At 29.2% G+C, this 24,621-nt stretch carries 20 protein-coding genes, 6 tRNA genes and 2 riboswitches; of the genes, 4 read left to right on the forward strand and 22 right to left on the reverse strand.

The genetic code is table 11. The features are described from left to right. Positions 1-21 precede the first annotated feature (21 nt). The 4 genes from ACZJV1_RS16570 to ACZJV1_RS16585 form a co-directional block, all read right to left on the reverse strand. Positions 22-1,398 (reverse strand): MATE family efflux transporter, encoded by a 1,377-nt coding sequence (locus ACZJV1_RS16570; protein ID WP_463650840.1) that lies wholly within the window; start codon positions 1,396-1,398, stop codon positions 22-24. A 43-nt stretch (positions 1,399-1,441) separates the two neighbouring features. Next, positions 1,442-1,855, reverse strand: coding sequence for a MarR family winged helix-turn-helix transcriptional regulator (locus tag ACZJV1_RS16575; RefSeq protein ID WP_463650841.1), 414 nt, complete (start codon positions 1,853-1,855; stop codon positions 1,442-1,444). A gap of 204 nt (positions 1,856-2,059) precedes the next feature. Further along, positions 2,060-2,662 carry an ECF transporter S component gene (locus ACZJV1_RS16580; RefSeq protein WP_460286548.1) on the reverse strand — a complete coding sequence of 201 codons (603 nt, stop codon included), beginning with the start codon at positions 2,660-2,662 and terminating at the stop codon, positions 2,060-2,062. 213 nt (positions 2,663-2,875) lie between these two features. Continuing rightward, positions 2,876-2,993, reverse strand: a riboswitch (FMN riboswitch). Positions 2,994-3,043: 50 nt separating this feature from the next. Further along, positions 3,044-5,218, reverse strand: a complete 2,175-nt coding sequence (locus ACZJV1_RS16585) for a Tex family protein (protein WP_463650842.1) — start codon at positions 5,216-5,218, stop codon at positions 3,044-3,046. A gap of 209 nt (positions 5,219-5,427) precedes the next feature. Here ACZJV1_RS16585 and ACZJV1_RS16590 point away from each other — a divergent pair, with 209 nt between their 5' ends. Both ACZJV1_RS16590 and ACZJV1_RS16595 read left to right on the forward strand, forming a co-directional pair. Continuing rightward, positions 5,428-5,769, forward strand: a complete 342-nt coding sequence (locus tag ACZJV1_RS16590; protein ID WP_411168968.1) for a hypothetical protein — start codon at positions 5,428-5,430, stop codon at positions 5,767-5,769. A gap of 85 nt (positions 5,770-5,854) precedes the next feature. Next, positions 5,855-7,210 carry a M28 family metallopeptidase gene (locus ACZJV1_RS16595; protein WP_463650843.1) on the forward strand — a complete coding sequence of 452 codons (1,356 nt, stop codon included), beginning with the start codon at positions 5,855-5,857 and terminating at the stop codon, positions 7,208-7,210. Positions 7,211-7,239: 29 nt separating this feature from the next. Here ACZJV1_RS16595 and prfB read toward each other — a convergent pair. The 6 genes from prfB to recD2 form a co-directional block, all read right to left on the reverse strand. Then, positions 7,240-8,341 (reverse strand): peptide chain release factor 2 gene (gene prfB / locus ACZJV1_RS16600; protein ID WP_460286544.1). Its coding sequence is split into 2 segments (ribosomal slippage): positions 7,240-8,265 and positions 8,267-8,341, totalling 1,101 coding nucleotides; the frame shifts between segments, so codons are not numbered across the junction. 71 nt (positions 8,342-8,412) lie between these two features. Then, positions 8,413-10,926, reverse strand: a complete 2,514-nt coding sequence (gene secA, locus ACZJV1_RS16605) for a preprotein translocase subunit SecA (protein WP_411168971.1) — start codon at positions 10,924-10,926, stop codon at positions 8,413-8,415. A 178-nt stretch (positions 10,927-11,104) separates the two neighbouring features. Next, positions 11,105-11,641: a ribosome hibernation-promoting factor, HPF/YfiA family gene (gene hpf, locus ACZJV1_RS16610; RefSeq protein WP_411168972.1), complete on the reverse strand. Its 537-nt coding sequence runs from the start codon at positions 11,639-11,641 to the stop codon at positions 11,105-11,107. A 442-nt stretch (positions 11,642-12,083) separates the two neighbouring features. Then, positions 12,084-12,728, reverse strand: a complete 645-nt coding sequence (locus ACZJV1_RS16615) for a ComF family protein (protein ID WP_460286541.1) — start codon at positions 12,726-12,728, stop codon at positions 12,084-12,086. Further along, the gene (locus tag ACZJV1_RS16620; protein ID WP_411168974.1) at positions 12,701-13,726 is read right to left on the reverse strand and encodes a hypothetical protein; all 1,026 of its coding nucleotides are present in this window, start codon (positions 13,724-13,726) and stop codon (positions 12,701-12,703) included. The genes ACZJV1_RS16615 and ACZJV1_RS16620 overlap by 28 nt, the downstream gene beginning before the upstream one ends. 14 nt (positions 13,727-13,740) lie before the next feature. Then, positions 13,741-15,969 (reverse strand): SF1B family DNA helicase RecD2, encoded by a 2,229-nt coding sequence (gene recD2, locus ACZJV1_RS16625; protein WP_463650844.1) that lies wholly within the window; start codon positions 15,967-15,969, stop codon positions 13,741-13,743. 122 nt (positions 15,970-16,091) lie between these two features. Here recD2 and nagA point away from each other — a divergent pair, with 122 nt between their 5' ends. Further along, a complete protein-coding gene (nagA, locus tag ACZJV1_RS16630; protein ID WP_411168976.1) occupies positions 16,092-17,222 on the forward strand; it encodes an N-acetylglucosamine-6-phosphate deacetylase in 1,131 nt (376 codons plus the stop codon). Positions 17,223-17,261: 39 nt separating this feature from the next. Here the strand turns inward: nagA and metK are convergent, their stop codons facing one another. The 8 genes from metK to ACZJV1_RS16670 form a co-directional block, all read right to left on the reverse strand. Beyond that, positions 17,262-18,437, reverse strand: a complete 1,176-nt coding sequence (gene metK / locus ACZJV1_RS16635; protein ID WP_411168977.1) for a methionine adenosyltransferase — start codon at positions 18,435-18,437, stop codon at positions 17,262-17,264. 102 nt (positions 18,438-18,539) lie between these two features. Further along, a riboswitch (SAM riboswitch) is annotated at positions 18,540-18,648 on the reverse strand. Between the two features lie 150 nt (positions 18,649-18,798). Then, positions 18,799-18,883 (reverse strand) — tRNA-Tyr (locus ACZJV1_RS16640). 5 nt (positions 18,884-18,888) lie between these two features. Beyond that, positions 18,889-18,963, reverse strand: a tRNA-Thr gene (locus ACZJV1_RS16645). A gap of 17 nt (positions 18,964-18,980) precedes the next feature. Further along, positions 18,981-19,056, reverse strand: a tRNA-Val gene (locus tag ACZJV1_RS16650). A gap of 22 nt (positions 19,057-19,078) precedes the next feature. Then, positions 19,079-19,163: transfer RNA gene (locus ACZJV1_RS16655), tRNA-Tyr, on the reverse strand. Positions 19,164-19,169: 6 nt separating this feature from the next. After that, positions 19,170-19,244: transfer RNA gene (locus tag ACZJV1_RS16660), tRNA-Thr, on the reverse strand. Positions 19,245-19,269: 25 nt separating this feature from the next. Beyond that, positions 19,270-19,354, reverse strand: a tRNA-Tyr gene (locus tag ACZJV1_RS16665). A gap of 299 nt (positions 19,355-19,653) precedes the next feature. Further along, the gene (locus ACZJV1_RS16670; RefSeq protein ID WP_463650845.1) at positions 19,654-20,088 is read right to left on the reverse strand and encodes a hypothetical protein; all 435 of its coding nucleotides are present in this window, start codon (positions 20,086-20,088) and stop codon (positions 19,654-19,656) included. A gap of 109 nt (positions 20,089-20,197) precedes the next feature. Here ACZJV1_RS16670 and yyaC point away from each other — a divergent pair, with 109 nt between their 5' ends. Next, entirely contained in the window at positions 20,198-20,719 is a 522-nt protein-coding gene (gene yyaC, locus ACZJV1_RS16675) for a spore protease YyaC (protein WP_463650846.1), read from the forward strand. Between the two features lie 60 nt (positions 20,720-20,779). Here yyaC and mreB read toward each other — a convergent pair whose 3' ends face one another. The 4 genes from mreB to spoIID form a co-directional block, all read right to left on the reverse strand. After that, positions 20,780-21,814 (reverse strand): rod shape-determining protein, encoded by a 1,035-nt coding sequence (gene mreB / locus ACZJV1_RS16680; RefSeq protein WP_411168980.1) that lies wholly within the window; start codon positions 21,812-21,814, stop codon positions 20,780-20,782. A gap of 138 nt (positions 21,815-21,952) precedes the next feature. After that, positions 21,953-22,204, reverse strand: a complete 252-nt coding sequence (gene spoIIID / locus ACZJV1_RS16685) for a sporulation transcriptional regulator SpoIIID (protein ID WP_195262752.1) — start codon at positions 22,202-22,204, stop codon at positions 21,953-21,955. Between the two features lie 95 nt (positions 22,205-22,299). After that, positions 22,300-23,031, reverse strand: coding sequence for a peptidoglycan DD-metalloendopeptidase family protein (locus ACZJV1_RS16690; protein WP_411168981.1), 732 nt, complete (start codon positions 23,029-23,031; stop codon positions 22,300-22,302). Positions 23,032-23,302: 271 nt separating this feature from the next. After that, positions 23,303-24,349, reverse strand: coding sequence for a stage II sporulation protein D (gene spoIID / locus ACZJV1_RS16695; RefSeq protein WP_463650847.1), 1,047 nt, complete (start codon positions 24,347-24,349; stop codon positions 23,303-23,305). Positions 24,350-24,621 lie beyond the last annotated feature (272 nt).

The following is a 24,621-nucleotide window of genomic DNA, read 5'->3' on the forward strand; positions in this document are numbered from 1 at the left end:
AAAGTTTATACCTTTTTTCTATTAATTAGCCTTTTTTAGTAATGGCTCTTCTTTTTCTTCTTTTGTTTTCATACTTTTTACCAATATTAATGCAGTTATTGTAGTTGATAAAACATCACTAACTGGTTGCGCAATCCAAACTCCATTTAGTCCTAATCCAAAAATTCTTGGTAAAATTAATATAAATGGAATCAATAAAATTACTTGTCTAAGCAAACTTAAAAACATTGCTGTTTTTGCTTCTCCTATAGATTGAATATAATTTGATCCTGTTATTGATATTCCTATTATAGGAAGCATAAGCAAGTATATTCTCATTCCTTTAACTGATATTTCCATAAACTTAGGATCTTTGTTAAATATCCCTATTATGGCTTCTGGGAATATTTGAACTATTATAAATGCAAATGTTAATATTATTGTGGCTACTAAAGCTGAAAGCTTAAAAGCCTTCTTAGCTCTCTCCTCTTGTTTTGCTCCATAATTAAATCCAATTATAGGTTGTGCTCCTTGATTTATACCAAATATAGGCATTAAACACATTAATGCTACTGATGATATAGTAGCCATTGCTCCTATTGCTAAATCAGTTCCATATGTCTTTAAAACATTATTAGATATAACTTGAACTAAGCTTGCTGCTATTTGCATAGAAAAAGGAGCTGCCCCTATTGATAATATTTCAATAGTTATTTCTTTATCTAATTTTAAGCTTGATTTAACAAATTTTAAGTTAGATTTTCCACTAACATAATAACTAATTCCTATAACTGCAGTTAAAAACTGAGATATAACAGTTGCTATCGCTGCACCTTGTATTCCTAAATTAAATATAAAAATAAATACTGCATCTAAAACTATATTTGTTATACACCCAATTACCATAATAATTGCTGCTAATTTAGGATTTCCATCCCCTCTTATTGTATTATTAATAGTAAATGCTATTAAGTTAAATATTGTTCCTAGTAAAATTATGTTTATATATGATTTGGCATAATATAAAGTTTCACTGCTTGCTCCAAATTTACTTAGTATTACATCACCAAAAACTAATCCTATAATAGTTAATATAACTGAAATAGTTACTGATAAAGTTATTGCATTTCCAATTACCTTAGATGCTTCCTCTTTTTTGCCTTGCCCAAGTTTTATTGATATTGATGTAGTTGCTCCAATACCAATAAGCATTGCAAACCCAAGAATTATAGTTGTAATAGGCATAGTTACGCCAACTCCCGTAATAGCTAGTGAACCTACCTCTGGTATATTTCCAATAAATATTCTATCAACAACATTATATAAAGCATTTACAATCATACCTATTATTGCAGGTACAGAATACTTCAATAATAATTTACCTATTGATTCATTTGCAAGTAATTGTTGAGTTCCCATTAAATCACCTCTTTTTTAACATTTTGTCTATATAAAATTTTATCTATATACATTTTTTCAGTAAGTTTAACATAATATTTTTTTCTTCTAATGTTAGATTTTTAGTGAGATTATTTTCCCACTTTATAGCTACTTTATATATCTCATCCTTTAATTCAATTCCTTTTTCTGTTAAGAAAACTCTATAAGCTCTTCTGTCATTTTTATCTTCATTTCTATATATAAATGACTCACATTCTAACTTTTTTATAGCTCTCGCAGTTGTGCCTTTATCTATATTAAGTTTTTCGGATAAATCCTCTTGTCTTACGCCATCTTCTTTATATAGTTCCATTAAAAAAAGAAATTGCCCATATCCAATTCCTAAATGGGATAATTCCTTTAAGAAAAATATATTTGCTTTCCTTTGTATTTGAGAAATATATCTAGCTATATTTTCACATTTTAAGTTTCCCACTATGTTTACCTACCTTTCAAAATAGTTGCATATACAACCATTTTAGATTATATCATATTTAGTTGTATATGCAACTATTTTATATTTCCAATTTAATAAAGATATTTTTATTTATACAATAAGGTGTATTAAAATAAACATCTAAAAAACATAATAAATATAAATAAGGCTAACTATTAAACAAATTAACAGTTAGCCTTATTGCTATATTGAATTTAACTTTCTCTTTTTAGAATTGTCAAAATTTGAATCTACATTAAAAATTGCTACTGAAACTCTTTTGTATAAAACATAAGTTATTCCACATACTAATATTGATTTTATACCATTGAAAGGTAGTAATCCTAAAGTAACATATCTTATTAACTCTTCTTTTGCCATTTGCATTCCGAATGCTGGTAATAAGAAATATACATTTGCTAATATTCCTACAATTTCTATTGATATTATTCCTAAAATCATTCCAAGTAAAGCTGTTTTCTTGCTTTTATTTCTGTGATAAACCCATGCCGCTGGAGCTACTAGAGAAATACCTACTATAAAGTTAGCTGTTTCTCCTACAAAACCTGTTGCTGTTCCCTTAACTATTAAAATCAATAAGTTCTTTATCAATTCTACAACAATACCTGCCATTGGTCCAAATGCAAATGCTCCCATAAGTGCCGGAATATCACTTAAGTCAATCTTAAGCCATGGAAATGGTAAAAACGGTATTGGAAAATCGAAGTACATAAGCACCACTGCTATTGCACCTAAAAGTGAAATTTTAATAAATTTGTTTAGGTTTTTGTTTTGTTGATTGTTCATTTTTTCTCCTCCCAAAAGTCTATCCTCTGGGGCAATAGGTTAGATCACTTCAATAAAATGATATTATTTTAACAATTTTCTTTATTAATTTTACCATCTTATCTTATTTAGATTCATGTTAATAAAAAAATCCCTGATATATAAAATATATCAGGGCATAAAATCCATAAGAAATAAGATGTGCTTAACATAAATATCAAGCAATATCTAACCACTTACCTTCTTCCATCCAGACTATACTGTCGGCCTCGGAGTTTCACCGAATCATGCTAAAATTTAGCTCGCGGGCTATACCGCCGGTGGGGAATTACGCCCCGCCCTGAAGATAATTTATTTATACTATTATTATATGTTTAATTATACATTTTTGCAAGCAGATTTTTAACAATCTTCTTCTTTTATTCCTTTCATTGATAAGGAAATTCTGTTTCTTTTACTATCTACTTCCAATATTTTAACTTTTACTATATCTCCGACCTTTACAATATCTAACGGATGCTTTACAAATCTATCTGCCATCTGGCTTTTATGAACTAAACCATCTTGGTGAACTCCAATATCAACAAAAGCTCCAAAGTCTGATACATTTCTTACTGTTCCCATAAGTATCATACCTTCTGCTAAATCTTTTAAATCAATTACTCCTGTCTTTAAAATAGGCTTTGGCATTTCTTCTCTTGGATCACGGCCTGGCTTTTTAAGTTCTTTTATTATATCAGAAAGAGTAAGTTCCCCAATTTCTAGTTCTTTAGAAACATTTAAAAGCCCTTTATCCTTTACTCTTTCATCTATATCTTTAAGATTATTTTCTTTTAAATCATCTTTAGTATATCCCAGTAATTGTATTAAATTTCTTGCAGCATCGTAAGACTCTGGATGTACTGATGTATTATCTAAAGATTCTTTACTTTCCATAACCCTTAAGAAACCTGCACATTGCTCATAAGCTTTTTGTCCAAGCCTTTTAACCTTCAACAATTCTTTTCTACTTTTAAATGCACCAACTTCATCTCTGTAACTTACTATATTATTTGCAATACTTGAATTTACCCCTGCAACATAAGTAAGTAATGATGGTGTCGCAGTATTTAAATCTACTCCGACTTTATTAACAGAATCTTCAACAACACCTTTTAAAGATTCATCAAGCTTTTTAGGAGTAACATCATGTTGATATTGTCCAACACCTAAAGCCTTTGGATCTATCTTAACTAATTCTGCCATAGGATCTTGTAATCTTCTTCCTATAGAAATAGCTCCTCTAACCGTAACATCTAAATCTGGGTATTCCTTTGTAGCAAGTTCTGAAGCTGAATAAACTGATGCTCCTGCCTCTGATACTATAACATATGCTATTTCTTTTCCTGTTTCTTTTTTTACTTCAGATATTATTTCAGATATTACTTCTTCTGATTCTCTTGAAGCAGTTCCATTACCTAATGAAATAACTTCAACATTATATTGGTTTATTAATTCTTTTAATATTTTCTTAGTTTCTTTAACTTTATTTTGTGGTGCTGTCGGATATACTGTAGACTTATCTAAAAATCTTCCAGTACTATCTAGTATAGCTATTTTACAACCTGTTCTAAACCCTGGGTCATACCCCATAACAGCCTTTCCTTTAATAGGTGGTTGCATTAATAATGCTTTTAAGTTTTCCTTAAATATTTTTATAGCTCCTTCTTCGCCTATGTTAGTAAGTTCATTTCTAACTTCTCTTTCAATAGACGGATATATTAGTCTTTTTAATGAATCTCTTATCGCTATTTTTAAATATTCATCAGTAGCTATAATGTTTTTTAATATTTCTTTTTCTAAATAATTTATTATTTTATCTTCATTTACAGCTATCTTAACAGACAATATTTTCTCATTCTCTCCTCTATTTATAGCTAAAATTCTATGTGGTGGTATTTTATATATTTCTTCACCATATTCATAATACATTTCAAAAGGTGTATGTTTATCACTTTCTCCTGTTGATTGTATCTTTCCCTCTTTGAATACTAATTCTCTTATCCATTTTCTATATTTTGCTTCATCTGATATTTCTTCTGCTATTATATCCAAGGCACCATTAATTGCATCTTCTATGCTACTAACATCTTTTTCTTCGTTTATAAACTTAACTGCCTCACTATTAACATCTCCCTTAAATTCACCACCAGATATTATATCAGCAAGTGGTTTTAACCCTCTTTCTAATGCCATAGTAGCCCTTGTTCTCTTTTTTTGTTTATAAGGTCTATATATATCCTCTACCTCTGTCAATGTCTTAGCACTTTCTAAAGCTTTTAATATATCATCATTTAATTTCCCTTGTTCCTCTATAAGTCTTAACACATCTTCTTTTCTATCCTTTAAGTTTCTAAGATATGTAAGTCTTTCTTGAAATTTTCTTAATACTTCATCACTTAAAGCACCTGTTTGCTCTTTTCTATACCTTGAAATAAACGGAACTGTATTACCATCATCAAGTAAAGTTATTACGTTATTTACCTGAGTCATACTTATTCCTAATTCAGATGATAATCTTTCAACAATATCAACCATAAAGTCCTCCTAAAATATATTAGAAATTTTTCTCCAAAATTTACATAATGATATTATAATACAATATTGCACATTTATGTAACATATAATTCACTTTTTTGTGCACACATATATAAAATATTAAATATTAAATACAATTACAATATTGATATTATGTAAAATAAGGTTTATAATTATAATTGTAAAATTTTTACAGATGGGTGATGTATATGAATAAGTTTATAATTTTAATTAATAAGATAATAAATATTTTACTTATATTCTTCATAGTTTTTATAATTCTAAATGAATATTACATAATTGAATTTTCTAATACTTTAAGATATGTTTTATATTTCTTAACCTTAATATTAATTCTTATATCATCAACTAAAGAAATAATAATTAATAAATCAGGATTGTCCAAATTTATAAATTGTATAATATTATTTTCATCAATAGTTGGTGGTGTTTTTTCAATTGTTACAAATCAAATAAACATTTTAATTTATATTTGTATTCTGTCTTCTTTAATTTATGGATTTATAGAGCTAATTTATAAAAAAGCTTAAATATATCTCCTTATTTTTATTTATTTTCATAATTTTATACCTCACGTAATAGTATTAAATATAACTATTATTTGAGGTATATTTTATGAAAAAGAAAATATTTTATTCAATATCACTAATTACCAGTCTAGTACTTTTATGTACTTCTATATTTTTTAACGTTACATATTCGCCATTTAATGCTGATAACGTAAAGGAAAATATTGCTATATTATCTTCAGAAACTTACGGAGGTAGACTAGCAGGTAGTAATGGAAATTTACTTGTGGGAGAAATAATAAGAAAAAACTTTGAAGATAATAAATTAGTTCCACTTAATGAAAGTTTTAAAGAAGACTTTAAAACAACATGTCCAATAAATAATAATAGCTCTCCTTATCTTAAAGTTTCTTCAGAGGATAAAGTTATAGAATCCTTAAAATATGGTGTTGATTATAAAGAAGATATGATTAACTTTAGAATTCATAATTTAAGTTTTTCTAAAGAGGATAAGGTAAATATTTATACAAACTCTATAGAAGTAATAACAAAAGACGGTAATTGTTTATTTTATGTTGCTCCTAATAATGAATTTTCATTTAGAAGTTCATTTATAAGTAATTTCCCGTATGACATGATGGTTTTAATAACTACTAATACCTATAATAAAATATTAGACTCTATAAGAGAAGGATTGACTGTATCTGTTAATTTACCATTTTCAACATGTGAAAAAGACTTAGTAAATATAGTTGGAGTTTTAAAAGGATCTTCTAAGAATCTTTCTCCACTTGTTTTAACTGCTCATTACGATCACTTAGGCCAAGATGGACTTAAGAATACCTATTATGGGGCTTTAGATAATGCATCAGGCACTGCATTTTTATTAGAACTTCAAAAAACATTATCTAATTATGGAACTCCTAAGAGAGATATTATTTTTGCAGCTTTGAATGCAGAAGAATTTGGACTGCTAGGCTCTAAAAGTTTTGCTGAAAGCAATATTGATAAATTAAAAGGAGCTCAAGTAGTAAATTTTGATATGATTGGTAGTAAAGACTATCCTCTTACTTTAATGCTTGGAGCCTCATTTAAAGATAATGAATCAGAGCTTTTGAAGTCTATTGAAAAGATTTCTAAGAAAAATAATGTATCTACAAATGTTATATATGAGGATTCAAGTGATCATGCAAGCTTTAATAATTTAGGTATAGATGCTCTAAGCTTTTGTCATAGCGATATGTCTAAAATTCATACCCCTAATGACACCGTTGAACATATAAGTACTGATGCTATAGATAGTGCTTATAATGTTATAGAAGATAAAATAAATGCCTACTGTTATAGTCCGTTTACTGTATTTTTTCATAGTAAAGCTTCTTTATTTATATTTGCTATTCTATTCGGCTTCTTAGTTTCTGCACCTTTTATAAATCATATAAAAAAGAGAAAATTAGGATAATTAAAAGGATTTAGCTTTGCTAAATCCTTTTAATTGCTATTTTTTAAATAAGCTGTAATAAAGTTATCTATTTCTCCGTTCATAACTGCATTTAAATTTGCTGTTTCTTCATTTGTTCTATGATCTTTAACTAAATTATATGGATGGAATACATATGACCTTATTTGGCTTCCCCATCCCATATCCTTTAATTCTCCTGTTAAGTCTTCTATCTTTTCTTTATGTGCTCTTTCTTTTAATTCTATAAGCTTAGACTTTAACATCGACATTGCTGTATCCTTGTTTGAAAATTGGCTTCTCTCACTTTGACATTGAACAACTATTCCAGTTGGTATATGAGTTATTCTTATTGCAGATTCTGTCTTATTAACATGCTGACCACCAGCTCCACTTGCCCTATATGTATCTATTTTTAAGTCATCTGATTTTATTTCTATATCTTGATCTTTTGTTAGCTCTGGTAGAACTTCAATTGACGCAAAAGAAGTTTGCCTTTTACCATTAGCATTAAAAGGAGATATTCTTACTAATCGATGTATTCCCTTTTCTGCTTTTAAATAGCCATAAGCAAATTCACCCTTAACTTTTAATGTTACGCTTTTTACTCCAGCTTCATCACCTTCTAGATAATCAATGGTTTCAACTTTAAATCCTTTTTTCTCACACCATCTTGTATACATTCTAAGAAGCATTTCAGTCCAATCATTTGCATCTGTACCGCCAACTCCAGCATGTAAATTCAATATAGCATCATTTCTATCATATTCCCCAGATAAAAGTAATTCTACTCTATATTCTTCTACATCTTTTTCTATTAATCTAATTTCCTTTATTACTTCATCAATAGATTCTTGATCTTCATCATCAACTAATTCTGATAATACTTCAACATCATCAATTCTAGAAACTAATGACTCGTATCTGTCTATTTTATCCTTAACTCTCTTACTTTCCTTTGTAACTCCTTCAGCTCTTTTTATATCTTCCCAAAATCCACTTTCTTGCATTTGAAGTTCTAACTCTTTTACTTGCTTTTCAAGTGCTTCCTTGTCAAAGAGAAGCCCCCATTTCTTTTGTAACTTTTTTTATATCATTAAGTTTTAGTAATTCTGCTTCTAACTTAATTATCATATAATCACCCTATCTTTTTTATTTATTATTAATATATTAAAGTTTTAAAAAAGTGCCATGTAGGCACTTTTTTAAACTTCTCTTCCACAACAATTTTTATACTTCTTACCACTTCCACATGTACATTGATCATTTCTACCTACCTTAGGTTCATTTCTAACTGGTTGTTTCTTTGTTTCTGAACCACCCTCGCCATGACTTGCTGAAGTTTCTTCTGCTACTCTTTCTCTTTCAACAGGCTTTTGAACTTGAATATGGAATAGGAACTTAATTGTATCTAACTTTATTCCATTTATCATTTCTTCAAACATAGCACTACCTTCCATTTGGTATGCTTGTATTGGATCTAGTTGCTTATATGCTCTTAATCCAATTCCTTGTTTTAAATGATCCATATTATCTATATGATCCATCCACTTTTGATCTACTACTCTAAGAAGTATTACTCTTTCAACTTCTCTAAATTGCTCTTCACCAAATTCTAATTCTTTTTCAAGATAAACTTTCATTAATATATCTATTAATTTAGTAATTATTTCATCATTAGATAAATCTATTAAATCTTCACTTTTAACTGTACCATGAGGTAAACATATATCTTCTAGGTATTGAATTAGTTTTCCTATTTCTTCTTCATAATTTTCATTTACACCATCTAAGTGAGCCTTAACAGCATCAGAAACTATTTCATTTACCATTCCGTTAATTTGTTCCCTTAAGTCCTTACCTTCTAGAACTTCAGATCTTTGCTTGTAAATAACTTCTCTTTGCATGTTCATAACATCATCATACCCTATAAGATTCTTTCTTATATCAAAGTTATTACCTTCAACCTTCTTTTGAGCATTTTCTAGAGCCTTACTCACCATTTTATGGTCAATAGCTTCATCATCTTCTAAACCTAATTTATCCATTAAACCTTGAATCTTTTCAGAGCCAAATATTCTCATTAAGTCATCTTCTAATGATATATAGAATACAGATTCCCCTGGATCTCCTTGACGACCAGATCTACCTCTTAACTGATTATCTATTCTTCTTGATTCGTGTCTTTCTGTACCAATTATCTTTAATCCACCAGATTCTTTTACGCCTTCTCCAAGCTTAATATCTGTACCTCTACCTGCCATATTTGTAGCTATAGTAACACTACCTAATTCTCCAGCATGAGAAATTATCTCAGCTTCTTGCTCATGATACTTAGCATTAAGTACTTTATGGTTAACCCCTCTCTTTTTTAATAGAGATGATAAATATTCTGACCTTTCTATACTTACTGTACCTACTAAAACTGGTTGACCCTTTTTATTAGCTTCTATTATATCCTCTATAATAGCATTATACTTACCTTTTATATTTTTATATATTAAGTCACTTCTATCTGCTCTTGCAATAGCTCTATTTGTAGGAACAACTATAACATCTAGTGCATAGATTTCTCTAAATTCATTTTCTTCTGTTAATGCTGTACCTGTCATACCTGATAACTTTTTATACATTCTGAAGTAATTTTGGAATGTTATTGTAGCAAGAGTTTTTGATTCTCTTTCTATTTTAACTCCTTCTTTAGCTTCTATAGCTTGATGAAGTCCATCTGAATATCTTCTACCTTCCATAAGTCTACCTGTAAACTCGTCAACTATTATTACTTGACCATCCTTTACCATATAGTCCTTATCTATCTTCATTCCATAATTTGCTTTTAATGCTTGAGTTATATAATGTTGTAACTCTAAATGCTCTGCATCTGCATAGTTATCTATTCCAAATGCTTTTTCTGCTTTTTCTACTCCAGAATCAGTTAGCATTACAGAATTAGCTTTTTCATCTATTGTATAGTCCTTTTCTGCTAATAATTGCTTTACAAAGTTATCTGCAACATTATAAAACTTAGTTGATTTTTCTCCAGCTCCTGAAATTATAAGTGGAGTTCTAGCTTCATCAATAAGTATTGAGTCAACTTCGTCAACAACTGCAAAGTTTAACTTTCTTTGTACTTTTTCTTCTTTATAAATCACCATATTATCTCTTAAGTAATCAAAACCAAACTCGTTATTAGTTCCATAAGTTATATCTGCTCCATAAGCTGCTCTTCTTTGTTCAGATGTTAAGCCATGAACTATACAGCCAGTGCTTAAACCTAAGAAATTATATAGCCTACCCATCCATTCTACGTCTCTTGTTGCTAAGTAATCATTAACTGTTATTAAATGAACTCCTTCTCCTGTTAAAGCATTTAAATATAGTGGTAATGTTGCAACTAAAGTCTTACCTTCACCAGTTTTCATTTCTGCAATTCTTCCTTGGTGAAGAACCATGCCACCTATAAGTTGAACTCTATAATGCTTCATCCCTAGCACTCTCCATGCAGCCTCTCTACAAACTGCAAAGGCTTCTGGTAAGATGTCATCTAAAGTTTCTCCATTCTGTATTCTTTTTTTAAATTCATCAGTTTTAGCTTTAAGATCCTCATCTGATAACTTTTGCATACTTTCATCTAGTTCTTCTATTTTATCTGCTACTTTTTGTAACTTTTTTACTTCTCTTTCACTATATGAACCAAATACTTTTTCCAAAAATCCCATACTTATTTTCCTTCCAATCGTTTTATTTTATTTGATTAGTTTTATCGTACCTAAAGATTCTAATTATTAAATTTCATTTATAAATTATACCATTTTAATAACAATTAATTCAAGGAATAACTTACTTTTTAATAATATTATAACTAAAAAGGAAGCGCAATGCACTTCCTTTTATTAATTAAATGTATTCTGGCTCTAATAAACCATAATCTCCATCTTTTCTCTTATATACAACGCATATTTTATTTTCATCTGAATCTTGATATACAAAGAAGTTATGTCCTATTAATTCCATTTGAAGTACAGCTTCTTCTACTGACATAGGCTTAACTCCAAACTTTTTAACCTTAACAACCTCCCCATTTGTTTCTACCACTTCATCACTTAAAGTAGCCTCATCTAACTGCGGGAATCTTAATGACTCATGATTTCTTCTAGATAACTTTGTTCTTTGCTTTCTAATTTGTCTTTCTAATTTTGTAACTACTAAGTCTATTGATTTATACATATCTTCAGTTGATTCTTCTGCTCTTAATATTACTCCATTAAATGGTATTGTAATTTCTACCTTTTGTTTATTTTTTTGTACTGATAAAGTAGTTTTTGCCTCTACTTCTGGATCAAAGTATCTTTTCACCTTTGAAAGCTTTTTTTCCACCATATCCTTTAATGCTGGTGTTGCTGTAGTATTTTTTGCTATTACTGAAACTTTCATATAAGTTCATCCCCTCTCTGTAAGATTAAATCTTACTCAGTAGATTTAAAATTTTTATTTGTTTTATATATATATTATACCACCTTGGAATCTTTTTAAGCAAGAGTGTTCAAGGTTAATTGACAGAAAATTCGCTTTATTTTACTCAACATAACTTCTATTTTCTCTATATTTTATAAATTTTGCTAAAAAAATATCCATTAGTTTTTAAAACTAATGGATATTTTTTAAAACTAGCTGACCTGGCTTTTGCCCCCACACTCGCCTACTGGAGCTTTTGCTACTCGGAATTAACCTCTCACTACTAACTCTCTCAATTTTCTTGGTAGGACTTACTTCTATACCGCACCATGCTCATTAGAAATTTTTTCCAACTTACGTGGATCGTTTTGCCTGCGACTAGCATCGACTTTCATCCACAGACCTAGCTTTACATTAATTATTATATATAACTTTTGGCAACTGTCAACATTTTTATAGAACAAGCTCCATTTTTTATAAATAATTTTTCACATTCTAATAATGTTGCCCCAGTTGTTACCACATCATCTATTAAAATTACCTTTTTATTTTTTATATTAATATTGCTTACAGCCTCAAAAGCTCCACTTATATTTTTCAATCTTTCTTCTTTAGATAATGTTTTTTGTTCTTTTATATTCTTTATTTTTATTATATCTTTATAAACTGGTACACCTAGTCTATCCCCTACTATTTTAGCTATAAATTCACACTGATTAAATCCTCTCTCTTTTAGTGACTTTTTACTGCTTGGAATAAAAAAAATCCCATCAGCTTTAATATTATTTTCTTTTATTAATTCATATAAATAATTGGCTAATATATTTCCTGCCAAAAAGTTTTTCCTATATTTAAATTCTAATACTAAATTTTTCATTACTCCACTATAGTATCCATATGATAAAATTTTAGAGCTTTCTTTTACTCTCATTATTTTCTTTTGACAGGTCTTACACAAACCAATATACTCATTATCGCAACTTATACATTTATTCTTAGGTGGATATAGTATATCTAATAATTCATTAATAAATACTTTTAATAATTTAATAAACCTTTTTCCCATATCTCTTTGTTATAACCCCTTGTTATTTCCTTAGCCTTGTCCATGTCTTCTGATATTTCTTTAGACACCAAAAGAACTTCCCCTATTCTACTATCATTACTAATATTCTTTCCTACCTCAGCACAAAAATATATTATCTTTTTGTAACTATAAAATATATCATCTGAAAATAGTACTACTATATCTATATCATTTGTATCTTTAACATAACTTCTTATATTGTTTGTAATTACAAATATGCTTCTGTTTTTTGATTTATAAAGCAAATCTATTTTTTTTAGGTTATCATTTTTTAAAAATTTGATTATTTTTACATCTTCAATCTTTAAATCCTCTGTATAGTAATTATATAGTTTACTTATTTTTTCCTCCGATGGAATAAAAATTATAACTTTTCTATTGTTATTTTTAAACCACATTAAATAGTCATATAGCGTGTACGGCATATCTTCATCTAATTTTACTCTAGTAGTTATTATCCTAGGCTCTACAAAAGGCTTATTTCTTGTTAAGTCTGATAAAAATATACTTCTTCCCATACTAACTATTTTTTCTACAGATAGTATTAAAATTCTATTGCTATATAGGTATAAGTATTCCATGTACTCTCTAATCTCTTCTTTTGAAGTTGTAGAAAATTTACTTATATCATCAATTATACATAAATCATAATAATCATTTATTTTATTAATATTTTTAAAGTTTGTAAAAATCAAATTTTCTTTTCCTTCTTTTTCATTTATATAAGAATATTTAAACTTTAATTCATTCTCTTTTAAACCCTCTATTATTTCTTTATTTACATCTGTTTCACCCCATACATACAATATTCTTTTATTCTCTTTTAATAATGAACTTATTAGATCTAAATACACTAATGCAGTATTGTATGGATTAGTTATAATAGTTAATATTTTTGATTGTTTGTTATACCATTTATTTATCTTAGATTTACAATCATTCAATTCTTTAAGGCTTATTAACCTTTTATCTAACATTTAACCTCTCCTCATTATTCAATAAAAATATCTTTACTTGTAATATCTACAATTCTATCTCTAAGTGAAGAATATCTTTCCATACTTTTTGTATTAGAAACCATATATTTTAAAGCCTTAGGGATTCCAACCACAACTACTAATTCCTTTGCTCTAGTTATAGCTGTATATAATAAATTTTTATTCATTAAAAATGGAGATCCCATAAAAGCAGGTGTAATTATTACTTTAAACTCACTTCCTTGACTTTTATGTATTGTTATCGAATAAGCTAACTCCAATTCATCTAGATAAATATAGTCATAAACTACTTTTCTTTCATCATCAAATATTATTGTCATTGTTTTTTCTTCTTCGTTTATACTTTTTATAAACCCCATATCACCATTAAATACCCCTACACCTTCATTATCTCCTTCTCCATTGATTCTAATCCATTTTAAAGAGTAATTATTTTTAGTTTGCATCACTTTATCACCTTCTCTAAAAATAACATCTTTTAATTCCTTTTCCCTTTTATTATTAGATTTAGGATTTAAGATTTCTTGAAGTTTATTATTTAAATTTTGTACTCCTAGTATCCCTTTTCTTGTAGGTGTTAGTATTTGAATATCTCTATATTTATCCCAGGATTTATTAAAATTAGGTAATCTTCTATTTATTAAATCAATTATTGTAAGTAATATTTCATCAAGGTCTTCCTTATTTTCAAAGAAAAAATCTCCATCTCTTCTATTTATATATGGCATTTCTCCATTATTTATTTTATGGGCATTTGTCACAATTAGACTTTCTTCTCCTTGTCTAAATATATCTCTAAGTCTTACTACCTTTATAAAATTACTTTCTATTAAATCCTTTAATACATTTCCAGCACCAACAGAAGGAAGCTGGTCTACATCTCCAACTATTATTAATCTTGTTCCAAGCTTTATAGCTTTAAGCAAACTATGCATAAGCATTATATCTATCATAGATGCCTCATCTATTATAATTACATCTGCCTCTAATGGTTCTGATTCTCCTTTTCCATAATAAGAATTTTCCTCTTCACTTACTCCCATTTCTAGCAATCTATGTATTGTTTTTGCTTCTCTTCCAGTAGATTCAGTCATTCTCTTAGCCGCTCTTCCTGTTGGGGCTCCTAATAAAACCTTCATTCCACTATTTTCATATATTTCTATTATAGATTTTATTATCGTAGTTTTACCTGTTCCTGGTCCCCCTGTTATTATTTCTATTCCATTTTCAAACGCCCCAATTATTGCTTCTCTTTGTGAAGAAGCAAATTTTATATTATTTTTTCTTTCAAAAGCTTCAATTTCAAATTCAATGTCTGAATTTATAGTCCTAAAATTTTCTATACTTAATGTTATTATTTTATTTGTTACTCCAAGCTCACAATAATAATATGGTAGTGAAAATATTGCTTCTATATCATTTATCTTTTCAATTTTTATCTTTGTTTCTAAAGCTAAATTATACAAACTTTCTTCTACTAGCTCTGATGGAACTACTAAAATCTTTGATACTTCATTTATTAAATTTTCTTTTGGCATATATGTATTTCCAGCTGCTGAAAATTGATTTAATATATATCTTATGCCACTTTGTATTCTAAATGGTGATATTGTTTCTATACCAAGGCTTTTTGCTATCCTATCTGCAGTTATAAATCCTATCCCTGATATTTCATCTGAAAGTATGTAAGGATTTTCTAAAATTATAGACTTAGCATCTACTCCAAATTTCTTATATATTTTTATACACTGATTTGTAGTCATACCATGCCCTTGAAAATATATAATTATATCTTTTAAATCTTTTTGTTCTATATATGATTCATATATTATCTTAAACTTCTTTTCTCCAATACCCTCAACTTCTTGTAGTCTTTCTATATTGTTATCTAATATATCTAATGTTTTCTCTTTAAACTTTTTGACAATTTTTTTCGCTGTTATAGGCCCTATTCCGTGAATTATTCCAGTACTTAAATATTTCTCAATCCCCTCCACAGAATCTGGTAGTATTTCTTCATATTCTTCTATATTAAATTGACGCCCAAATTGTTTATGTAATACCCATTGTCCTTTTAATTTAACATATTGCCCTTCTTTTAAAAAAGGAACTATCCCAACTGCACTTATGCACTCTTTATCTGATCTTATTTTTGATACTACATAACCTGTATCATCACTTTTGAATACAATAGATTCTACTATTCCATTTAGAAATTCCATGCTATCTCTCCAAATCTTTCAATGATATTTTAATATTTACAATTTTATTATATAATTATATCATAATTTAAAAATTTTAAATTCTTAATATTATACAATATTAGCAATATGGAGGTGCTTACATGATAATAAAAAATTGCAACATAATATATCTTGATAAGATAGAAAAGGGATCTGTTTTAATTGAAAATGGAAAGATCAAAGAAATAAACCCAAAGAATACGAATGATAATGAAATAATTGATGCAGAAGGATTATATTTATCTCCAGGCTTTATAGATGTTCATATCCATGGTGCTGGTGGTCATGATACGATGGATGGCACATTTGAAGCAATTAATGAGATTTCTAAAACTATAGTTAAACATGGAACTACTTCATTTACTCCAACTACAATGACTGTAGCAATAGATGATATAAGAAAATCAATGGAAATTATAAAAGAAGCTAAAGAAAATGGTACTGATGGTGCTATCGTTTTAGGTGCTCATCTTGAAGGACCTTTCATAAGCCCAAAAGCTATTGGAGCTCAAAACCCTAACTTTTTGATTCCTCCAACAATAGAAAACTTTAATGCTATGGTAGGAGATGCTGAAGATGCTGTTGTATCAATTACAATTGCTCCTGAAGTTCCTGGCGCTAAGGAACTAATAAAAGAGTTATCAAAAAAAGGAATAGTTTGCTCTATAGGTCATACTAAAGCTACTTACGATGAAGCTATGGAAGGAATTAAATGTGGTTGCTGCCACTCAACTCACTTATTTAATGCAATGACACCATTTGCTCATAGAGAACCTGGAGTTGTAGGTGCTATATTTGATAGCGAAGTAACTACAGAAACAATTTCTGATGGTATCCATATATCATATCCATCACTTAGAATAGCTTACAATCAAAAGACAACTGATAAAGTTTTATTAGTTACTGATGCAATGATGGCATGTGCGATGCCTGATGGTATGTATGCATTAGGAGGTCAAGAGGTTGTCGTTAAAGATGGAGCTGCAAGACTTTTAAGTGGAAGCTTAGCTGGTTCAATATTAACTCTAGATAAAGCTATTAAAAATGTATATAAAAATGTTGGTCTTTCATTAAACGAAGCTGTAAAAATGGCAACTTTTAATGCTGCTAGACATTGTAAAGTTGAAGATAGAAAAGGTCTTATAAAAGAAGGCTTCGATGCAGATTTGGTTTTATTTGATGAAGACATAAATGTAAAAAATGTTATAGTTGCTGGTAAAGTATTAGTATAAATAAAAATGCTCCAATTCAAAATTGGAGCATTTTTTATTTTAAAGATACTTCTTTATTTCTTCTACTTTATTTAAATCTTCCCAAGGTAAGTTTAAATCATTTCTTCCAAAGTGACCATATGCAGCTGTTTGCTTGTAGATTGGTCTTCTTAATTCTAAATCTCTTATTATAGCTCCTGGTCTTAAATCAAATACTTTTTCAACTATTGAAATTATTTCTTCTTCTGATTTCTTTCCAGTTCCAAATGTTTCTACCTCTATAGAAACTGGCTTAGCAACACCAATTGCATATGCTAATTGAATTTCTAATTTATCAGCTACTCCAGCTGCTACTAAATTCTTAGCAACCCATCTAGCCGCATATGCTGCTGATCTATCAACTTTAGTTGGATCTTTCCCTGAGAAAGCACCACCACCGTGTCTTCCATATCCACCATAAGTATCAACTATTATCTTTCTTCCAGTTAATCCGCTATCTCCTTGTGGTCCTCCAACAACGAATCTTCCAGTTGGATTTATGTAATACTTTGTGCTATCGTCTAATAATTCTGCTGGAACTACAGCTTTAATTACATGCTCCATTAAATCTTCTCTTATTTGTTCTTGAGATACATCTTCACTATGTTGAGTTGATATTACTATTCCATCTATTCTTATAACTTTATTATCATCATATTCAACTGTAACTTGAGTCTTTCCATCCGGTCTTAAGTATGGTAAAGTTCCGTTCTTTCTTACTTCTGATAATCTTCTTGATAATCTATGAGCCATAGCTATTGGTAATGGCATATACTCTTCTGTTTCATTTGTTGCAAAACCAAACATCATTCCTTGGTCTCCTGCTCCAACTGCTTCAACATCATCTTTTTGCCCTGCTCTAGATTCTAATGCTTCATCAACACCCATAGCAATGTCACCTGATTGTTCATCTATTGATGTTAGTACTGAACATGTTTCACAGTCAAAACCGTATTTAGCTCTATCATAGCCTATTTCTTTTACAGTTTCTCTAACTAACTTTGGAATATCAACATAACAATTAGTTGATATTTCTCCCATAACCAATACCATTCCTGTTGTAACAGCTGTTTCACAAGCAACTCTTGCCATAGGATCTTTAGCTAAAATACTATCTAATACAGCATCTGAAATTTGGTCGCAGATCTTATCTGGATGCCCTTCTGTAACTGATTCTGATGTAAATAATCTTCTCATTTTCATTTCTCCTTTCATTTTATTTGATATTAATTCTAATTAATTTAATTTATAAAATAAAAAAATCTCTTCGATAAGAAGAGATGTTAAAAGTCATAATCTTTCTTATCTTGCAAAATTACTTTGCAGGAATTGGCACCACACTCAAAATTACTGAAGTAGGTTGCCGGGTTTCATCGGGCCCTTTTCCCTCCGCCTCTCTGGATAAGAACTAATATCAAATTTTACTTTTCAGATTATATCATCTTTAATATTAATAGTCAACTACAGAACCTAAAATAATTACATATTTAGATTCTTTAACTGATAAAATATTAAATTATTTAAAAATATAAAAAAAGACAAGTAAACTTGCCTTTTGTGGTGGGGGAGGACGGATTCGAACCATCGAAACGAAACGTAACAGATTTACAGTCTGCCCCCTTTGGCCACTCGGGAACTCCCCCACATTTGGAGCTGGCAATAGGAATCGAACCTACAACCTGCTGATTACAAGTCAGCTGCTCTACCGTTGAGCCATGCCAGCATATTTAATTTTTAAAATGGTGGAAACAACAGGGATCGAACCTGTGACCCTCTGCTTGTAAGGCAGATGCTCTCCCAGCTGAGCTATGCTTCCATAAGAATAAAATTTTATAAAATGGTGGGGGAGGACGGATTCGAACCATCGAAACGAAACGTAACAGATTTACAGTCTGCCCCCTTTGGCCACTCGGGAACTCCCCCATTTTATGGAGCTGGCAATAGGAATCGAACCTACAACCTGCTGATTACAAGTCAGCTGCTCTACCGTTGAGCCATGCCAGCATATTATAAATTAATAAATTTCAAATGGTGGGGGAGGACGGATTCGAACCATCGAAACGAAACGTAACAGATTTACAGTCTGCCCCCTTTGGCCACTCGGGAACTCCCCCGTTTAAAATTTATTTAATTTCAGTTAAGTAAACTTTGTATCTTCTCAACCGACAATGATTAGTATATATTTATTATATCTTAATTTCAAGTACAATTTTCACTCATTTAAAGAAACTATATTTAATTTATTCTGTTTTTCTTTTATTTTCTTCTAATTAATACTAATATCTTTTTTATTAACAATTTTTCTGTCATAATTATTCTATATTAGATATTAAATAAACATCCCTTCAACTTGTAATAATTTTTAATAAATATATATTGCTATAAGTAAAATAATTTTTTAAATAATAATTTCTTATACTTCTTTTTCTATAATATCTAAATCAATATAATCACTTATAATATCCTTAAACTCTTCATATTCTTTATTTGACATTCTTTGCTTTACTAAAGACATACCTTTTGTAATGTTAACTGTATTTTCTCTATCCGAAAAATAGTTATTAACTTTTATTATATCTACTATAGCTAAATTTCTAATTAATACATTTATTTTTTCTTTTCTAGCTTTATCTAAATGTCCAAACAAATTATTAGAGGAATCTACTTGATTTATAATAATTGTAGATTTATTTTTTTCCTCACTAATAAACTCTTCTTCTTTATTGTATTTTACTACATTTTCACTAATAACTTCTTCACTTTTTAATGGCTCCCACACTAATAAAAAATATATTGGGATAACTATACTAATTATTATGGTAATGGTAGAAAATAGTAATCTCTTCATTCTATTTCATCTCCTTTTATTTGATTAATTTCCTCTTTTATGATTTTTATACATTTTATTATAATTAATCTTTATCAAACATATACTTTTATGGCGGGGGTGAATTTTAGTGAAGCGTAAAGTATTATATAACTCTTATAATTCTCATATTGAAATAGCAAATTCTATTAAAAATTATATTACGGAAAATACTATAATAGTTTGTATAGGAACAGATAAATGTATTGGTGATTGCTTAGGTCCAATGGTTGGCACATTTCTAACAGAAAAAGCCTTCCCTCTCCCAGTGTACGGAACAATAGAATCTCCAATACATGCTTTAAATATAAATAAAATATTGAATGAAATTAATAAATTGCATCCTAAATCCTTAACTATAGGTATAGATGCTTGCTTAGGTGAATATAGCTCAATTGGTGAAATACATACCAGAGATTATCCAATACATCCTGGAAAAGGTGTTGGTAAAAATTTACCTGATGTTGGAATTGCCTCAATAATAGGAATAATAGATTCAAGTGAAAATGCAGAAATTTTCACATCTAGAAGCATTCGTCTAAATTTAGTTATGGAAATGGCTAAAGTGATTTCTTCTTCAATTATTGAAGCATATAAGATTGTTAATAAATAAAAGGGAGCAATAAAATACTCCCTTTTACAATCAATTATATATAATATGTATAATATTCTACTACTCTATCAAAGTTATTTCCTTGTCTGATAGACTAGATTCTATTTTATCTAGATATCCTAAAACCTTGCCTGTACCCTCTGCTACTGCTTCTACAGAGTTATTAGCAACATCGACATTGACTCCTGTTTCATGCTCTATTAGCTTATCTAATCCATCTAATAAAGATCCTCCACCAGTCATTAAAATGCCTTTTTCTATTATATCAGCAGCAAGTTCAGGTGGTGTTTTTTCTAATACAAATTTAACATTATCGACAATTAACGATACTGATTCTTTTAGTGCATAAATTATTTCCTCTGATGTAATAGAAACCTCATCTGGTAATCCAGTAATTAAATTTCTACCTTTCATCATAGCAGTTAAGTTTCTTGATCCATTAAATGCTGATCCTATATTTACCTTTAACTCTTCTGCCGTTTTCTCACCTATCATTATCTTGTACTTATTTCGTACATACTTTATTATAGCATCGTCAAATGAATCTCCAGCTACTTTTATTGATGATCTTACTACAACTCCCCCTAAGGATATTACAGCTATATCAGTAGTTCCACCACCAATATCTACTACCATAGAGCCACTAGGTTTAGTTATATCTAATCCTGCACCAATTGCAGCAGCCAAAGGTTCTTCTATTAAATGTACTTTCTTTGCTCCAGAATTTCTGGCAGCATCAATAACTGCTCTTTTTTCCACCTCCGTTGCTTGTGATGGAACACATACCATTACTTTAGGAGCTGTAATTTTACTTTTTCCATATGCTTTTCTAATAAATTCTTTTAACATTTTTTCAGTTATGTCATAATCTGATATAACACCATCTCTTAATGGCCTTACTGCAACTATATTACCTGGAGTTCTTCCAATCATCTTCCTTGCTTCTTCTCCAACAGCAAGTATTTTATTATTATTTTTATTTATTGCAACAACTGATGGTTCCTTTAATATTATCCCCTTACCTTTTGCATAAACTAAAACTGTTGCTGTTCCTAAATCTATTCCTAGATCGCTCCCACTTCTCCAAAACCACATTCCTTGTTCACTCCTACTCTTTTCGCACTATAAAATCTTTCAAAATTTCTCTTATTTTGCATTATTAGCATATTTATTATTATATATGGAATATGGTAATCCTTCAATATGTTTGTACTTAAATTCGTAATCATTTACTTACTCTGCTGTTTTATATTTCATTTTAGTGGCTTTTCCGCCCCTAATATGTCTTTCTGCTTTATTTAACTCTAATATAGAGTGAGTTTGTTCTGCTATAGCTGGATTTATCTTTGGTAATCTTTCTGTCATATCTTTATGAATAGTGCTTTTACTAACTCCAAATACCTTAGCTGTCTTCCTAATTGTATCTTTAGAATCTATTATATATTTAGCAACCTCTAAAACTCTTTCTTCTATATAATCCTTCAAAATATTACCTCCCTTTGGATAAACTATTAATATGTGACCATTAGTATCTAATTTATTCATCAGTCATTTAAACCAAATGACTGATGAATTATTTATTATTCTTGATTAAACGTAAAATATGTTGTTGGATTTAAATCTTTTCCATTTACATCTTGAACTTGTATATTCAAATGTTCACCGAATTCATCATTGGTAAATATTTTTGAGCTGTTTCCAACAGTTCCTATAACAGTTTCTTCTGTTACTTTATCTCCAACATTTACTCTTATGTCTTTGGATAAATTACAATACTTTGTATATAATCCATTAGCATGAGCAATAACTACATAGCTTCCTTCTTCAACTTTGCTTGAAACTTCTTTCACTTCTCCCACTGCAGCAGATTTAACTTCAGTTCCAACACTAGCTTTTATATCTATTCCTCTAATATTCCTACTGCTTCCATCGCTCATAGCTTGTGGCTTTGGATAAGAATATTCTCTTGCAATTGATCCTTCTAAAGGTTTTTTAAATTTAACCTCTACATTCGTTCCAGCAGAAACATTAACATCTTGTTCTGTAGATGCTACCTCTTGTTCTTGTGCTAATTCATTGTTTTGATTATTTTCAACCCTGTCAGCATTTTGCTTTTGAACTTCTGAAGTAGATTTATCATCAATATTTAAAGTGAATTCATTTTCTGCTTTATTACTTTGTTCTAAAGCTTTATTTCTTTTCGTTGTAACTACTGCAACAGTTGCAATTACACACAAACAAAGGAATAGTACTAAATAAAAGCCCTCCTTTCTGAAAAAGTCTTTTACCTTGTCTTTCTTATTTTGGTCCATATCAACACCTCCTTTTTGTATTCTTGCCCGTTATCATAAATTAATACAAATGCAAATTGATTTATTTACATCAAATTTCTACATTTAATAACAAAAAACCTCATCTAAACTATCATCTAACTAGTTGTTGTATTCACTTTAAATATGTAAAATATAAAAAGACAATATATATGCCTATTTAAAATAAACATGTATATTGTCTTTTAAAAATTAAAACTTTTAATTAAATTTCCATTACTTTTTACTACTTACTTAAACATACTTATGATTCTTAATTAAATTTTACTTCCTTTAAATCAATACCTGTATAATAATGTTTTAAAATTTCATCATATTTTTTACCATCCTTAGCCATAACATTTGCTCCCCATTGGCTCATACCAACTCCATGTCCATAGCCCCTGCAATTGAATATTACTTCATTTCCACTTATTTTAAAATCAAAATTTGTTGAGTTTAGGCCAAAAGATAACCTGAAATCTGTTCCCTTTACTTTTGCTTTACCAAATCTTATTTCTTTTACCCCACCAGCATCACTTCTAGATAAAATCTCTATATTACCTTGTAAATTATCCTTACTAATATTTGCATCTGCGTATTTGGAATTTATTTTATTTACAAAATCATCTATGTTAAATTTGGATTCATCTGTGTATTTAGGAGCTATTTCTTCCCCTTTACTTTCAGTAGAAACTAAATAAGGAACATCGCTCGAGAATACATCCACAGCATTTTCTGTTTTTCCTGAACTTGTAGAGAAAAATTGTGGGTATTGAACTAATTCACTATTATATGCTAAAACCAGTCCCTTTGTAGCATCAACAGCCTCTGAAATTTTTGACCAGTTCTCACTACTACTATTCTCCCATTTTTCTAACCTAATTTCTTTACTTATATACACTTGACAATGTGTAGTATCACAAACATCGCCACCTTTAGCATTATTACAGGGTCTAGTTCTTTTTGCAGATACATAAGTTCTTGCTGCTATAGCTTGTGCTTTTAAAGCTTCTATTTCAAAGCTTGCTGGCATTTCTCCTGAAACTACGCTCTTTACGTACTCTTCTAAAGGTATATCTACTATCTTGTCTTCATTAGTTATATAAACTTTTATAACATCATTTCCAGATAAAGTTATAAACTTATTTTCGTTTGAACCAACATTATCTTCTATACCATTTTGAGAAATTTCCTCTAATGCACTTACTGAAGAAGATTTGATTACAATCATTGGAATTACAATCATAAATATTAAAACTAAAGTACTGAAAAGTCCAAGTTCTACTAAATCTCTCATTGAACTTATTTTATTTTTCAAAAACATCGCCTCCCTTTAACTAATACAATTTAATATATGTTAAAATTTCCTAATTATACTTTATTTTTTATTCTTTATGTTGAGTTATTTAAATCATTATAATAAAAAAAGTGAACATATATAAGTTTACTTATTCCGTCGCTCCGCTCCAAATCAACACAAACCTACATATGTCCACTTCCAAACTGAAGGTAAGAAAAGTATAAAACAAATCTACTTTTCTAAATCTAATTCCTAAAAGCCTTATATATTGATATTTTCAAAATTTCAAA

This window comes from Clostridium sp. LS3, from assembly GCF_055330225.1.

Excerpts from the sequence above, each read along its gene's own strand:
- ACZJV1_RS16595 (WP_463650843.1), top strand. The coding sequence starts at position 5,855 with ATGAAAAAGAAAATATTTTATTCAATATCACTAATTACCAGTCTAGTA.
- ACZJV1_RS16580 (WP_460286548.1), bottom strand. The coding sequence starts at position 2,662 with ATGAACAATCAACAAAACAAAAACCTAAACAAATTTATTAAAATTTCA.
- hpf (WP_411168972.1), bottom strand. The coding sequence starts at position 11,641 with ATGAAAGTTTCAGTAATAGCAAAAAATACTACAGCAACACCAGCATTA.
- ACZJV1_RS16590 (WP_411168968.1), top strand. The coding sequence starts at position 5,428 with ATGAATAAGTTTATAATTTTAATTAATAAGATAATAAATATTTTACTT.
- nagA (WP_411168976.1), top strand. The coding sequence starts at position 16,092 with ATGATAATAAAAAATTGCAACATAATATATCTTGATAAGATAGAAAAG.
- ACZJV1_RS16690 (WP_411168981.1), bottom strand. The coding sequence starts at position 23,031 with ATGGACCAAAATAAGAAAGACAAGGTAAAAGACTTTTTCAGAAAGGAG.
- metK (WP_411168977.1), bottom strand. The coding sequence starts at position 18,437 with ATGAGAAGATTATTTACATCAGAATCAGTTACAGAAGGGCATCCAGAT.
- mreB (WP_411168980.1), bottom strand. The coding sequence starts at position 21,814 with ATGTGGTTTTGGAGAAGTGGGAGCGATCTAGGAATAGATTTAGGAACA.
- secA (WP_411168971.1), bottom strand. The coding sequence starts at position 10,926 with ATGGGATTTTTGGAAAAAGTATTTGGTTCATATAGTGAAAGAGAAGTA.
- ACZJV1_RS16670 (WP_463650845.1), bottom strand. The coding sequence starts at position 20,088 with ATGAAGAGATTACTATTTTCTACCATTACCATAATAATTAGTATAGTT.
- recD2 (WP_463650844.1), bottom strand. The coding sequence starts at position 15,969 with ATGGAATTTCTAAATGGAATAGTAGAATCTATTGTATTCAAAAGTGAT.
- ACZJV1_RS16570 (WP_463650840.1), bottom strand. The coding sequence starts at position 1,398 with ATGGGAACTCAACAATTACTTGCAAATGAATCAATAGGTAAATTATTA.
- ACZJV1_RS16585 (WP_463650842.1), bottom strand. The coding sequence starts at position 5,218 with ATGGTTGATATTGTTGAAAGATTATCATCTGAATTAGGAATAAGTATG.
- ACZJV1_RS16620 (WP_411168974.1), bottom strand. The coding sequence starts at position 13,726 with ATGTTAGATAAAAGGTTAATAAGCCTTAAAGAATTGAATGATTGTAAA.
- ACZJV1_RS16615 (WP_460286541.1), bottom strand. The coding sequence starts at position 12,728 with ATGGGAAAAAGGTTTATTAAATTATTAAAAGTATTTATTAATGAATTA.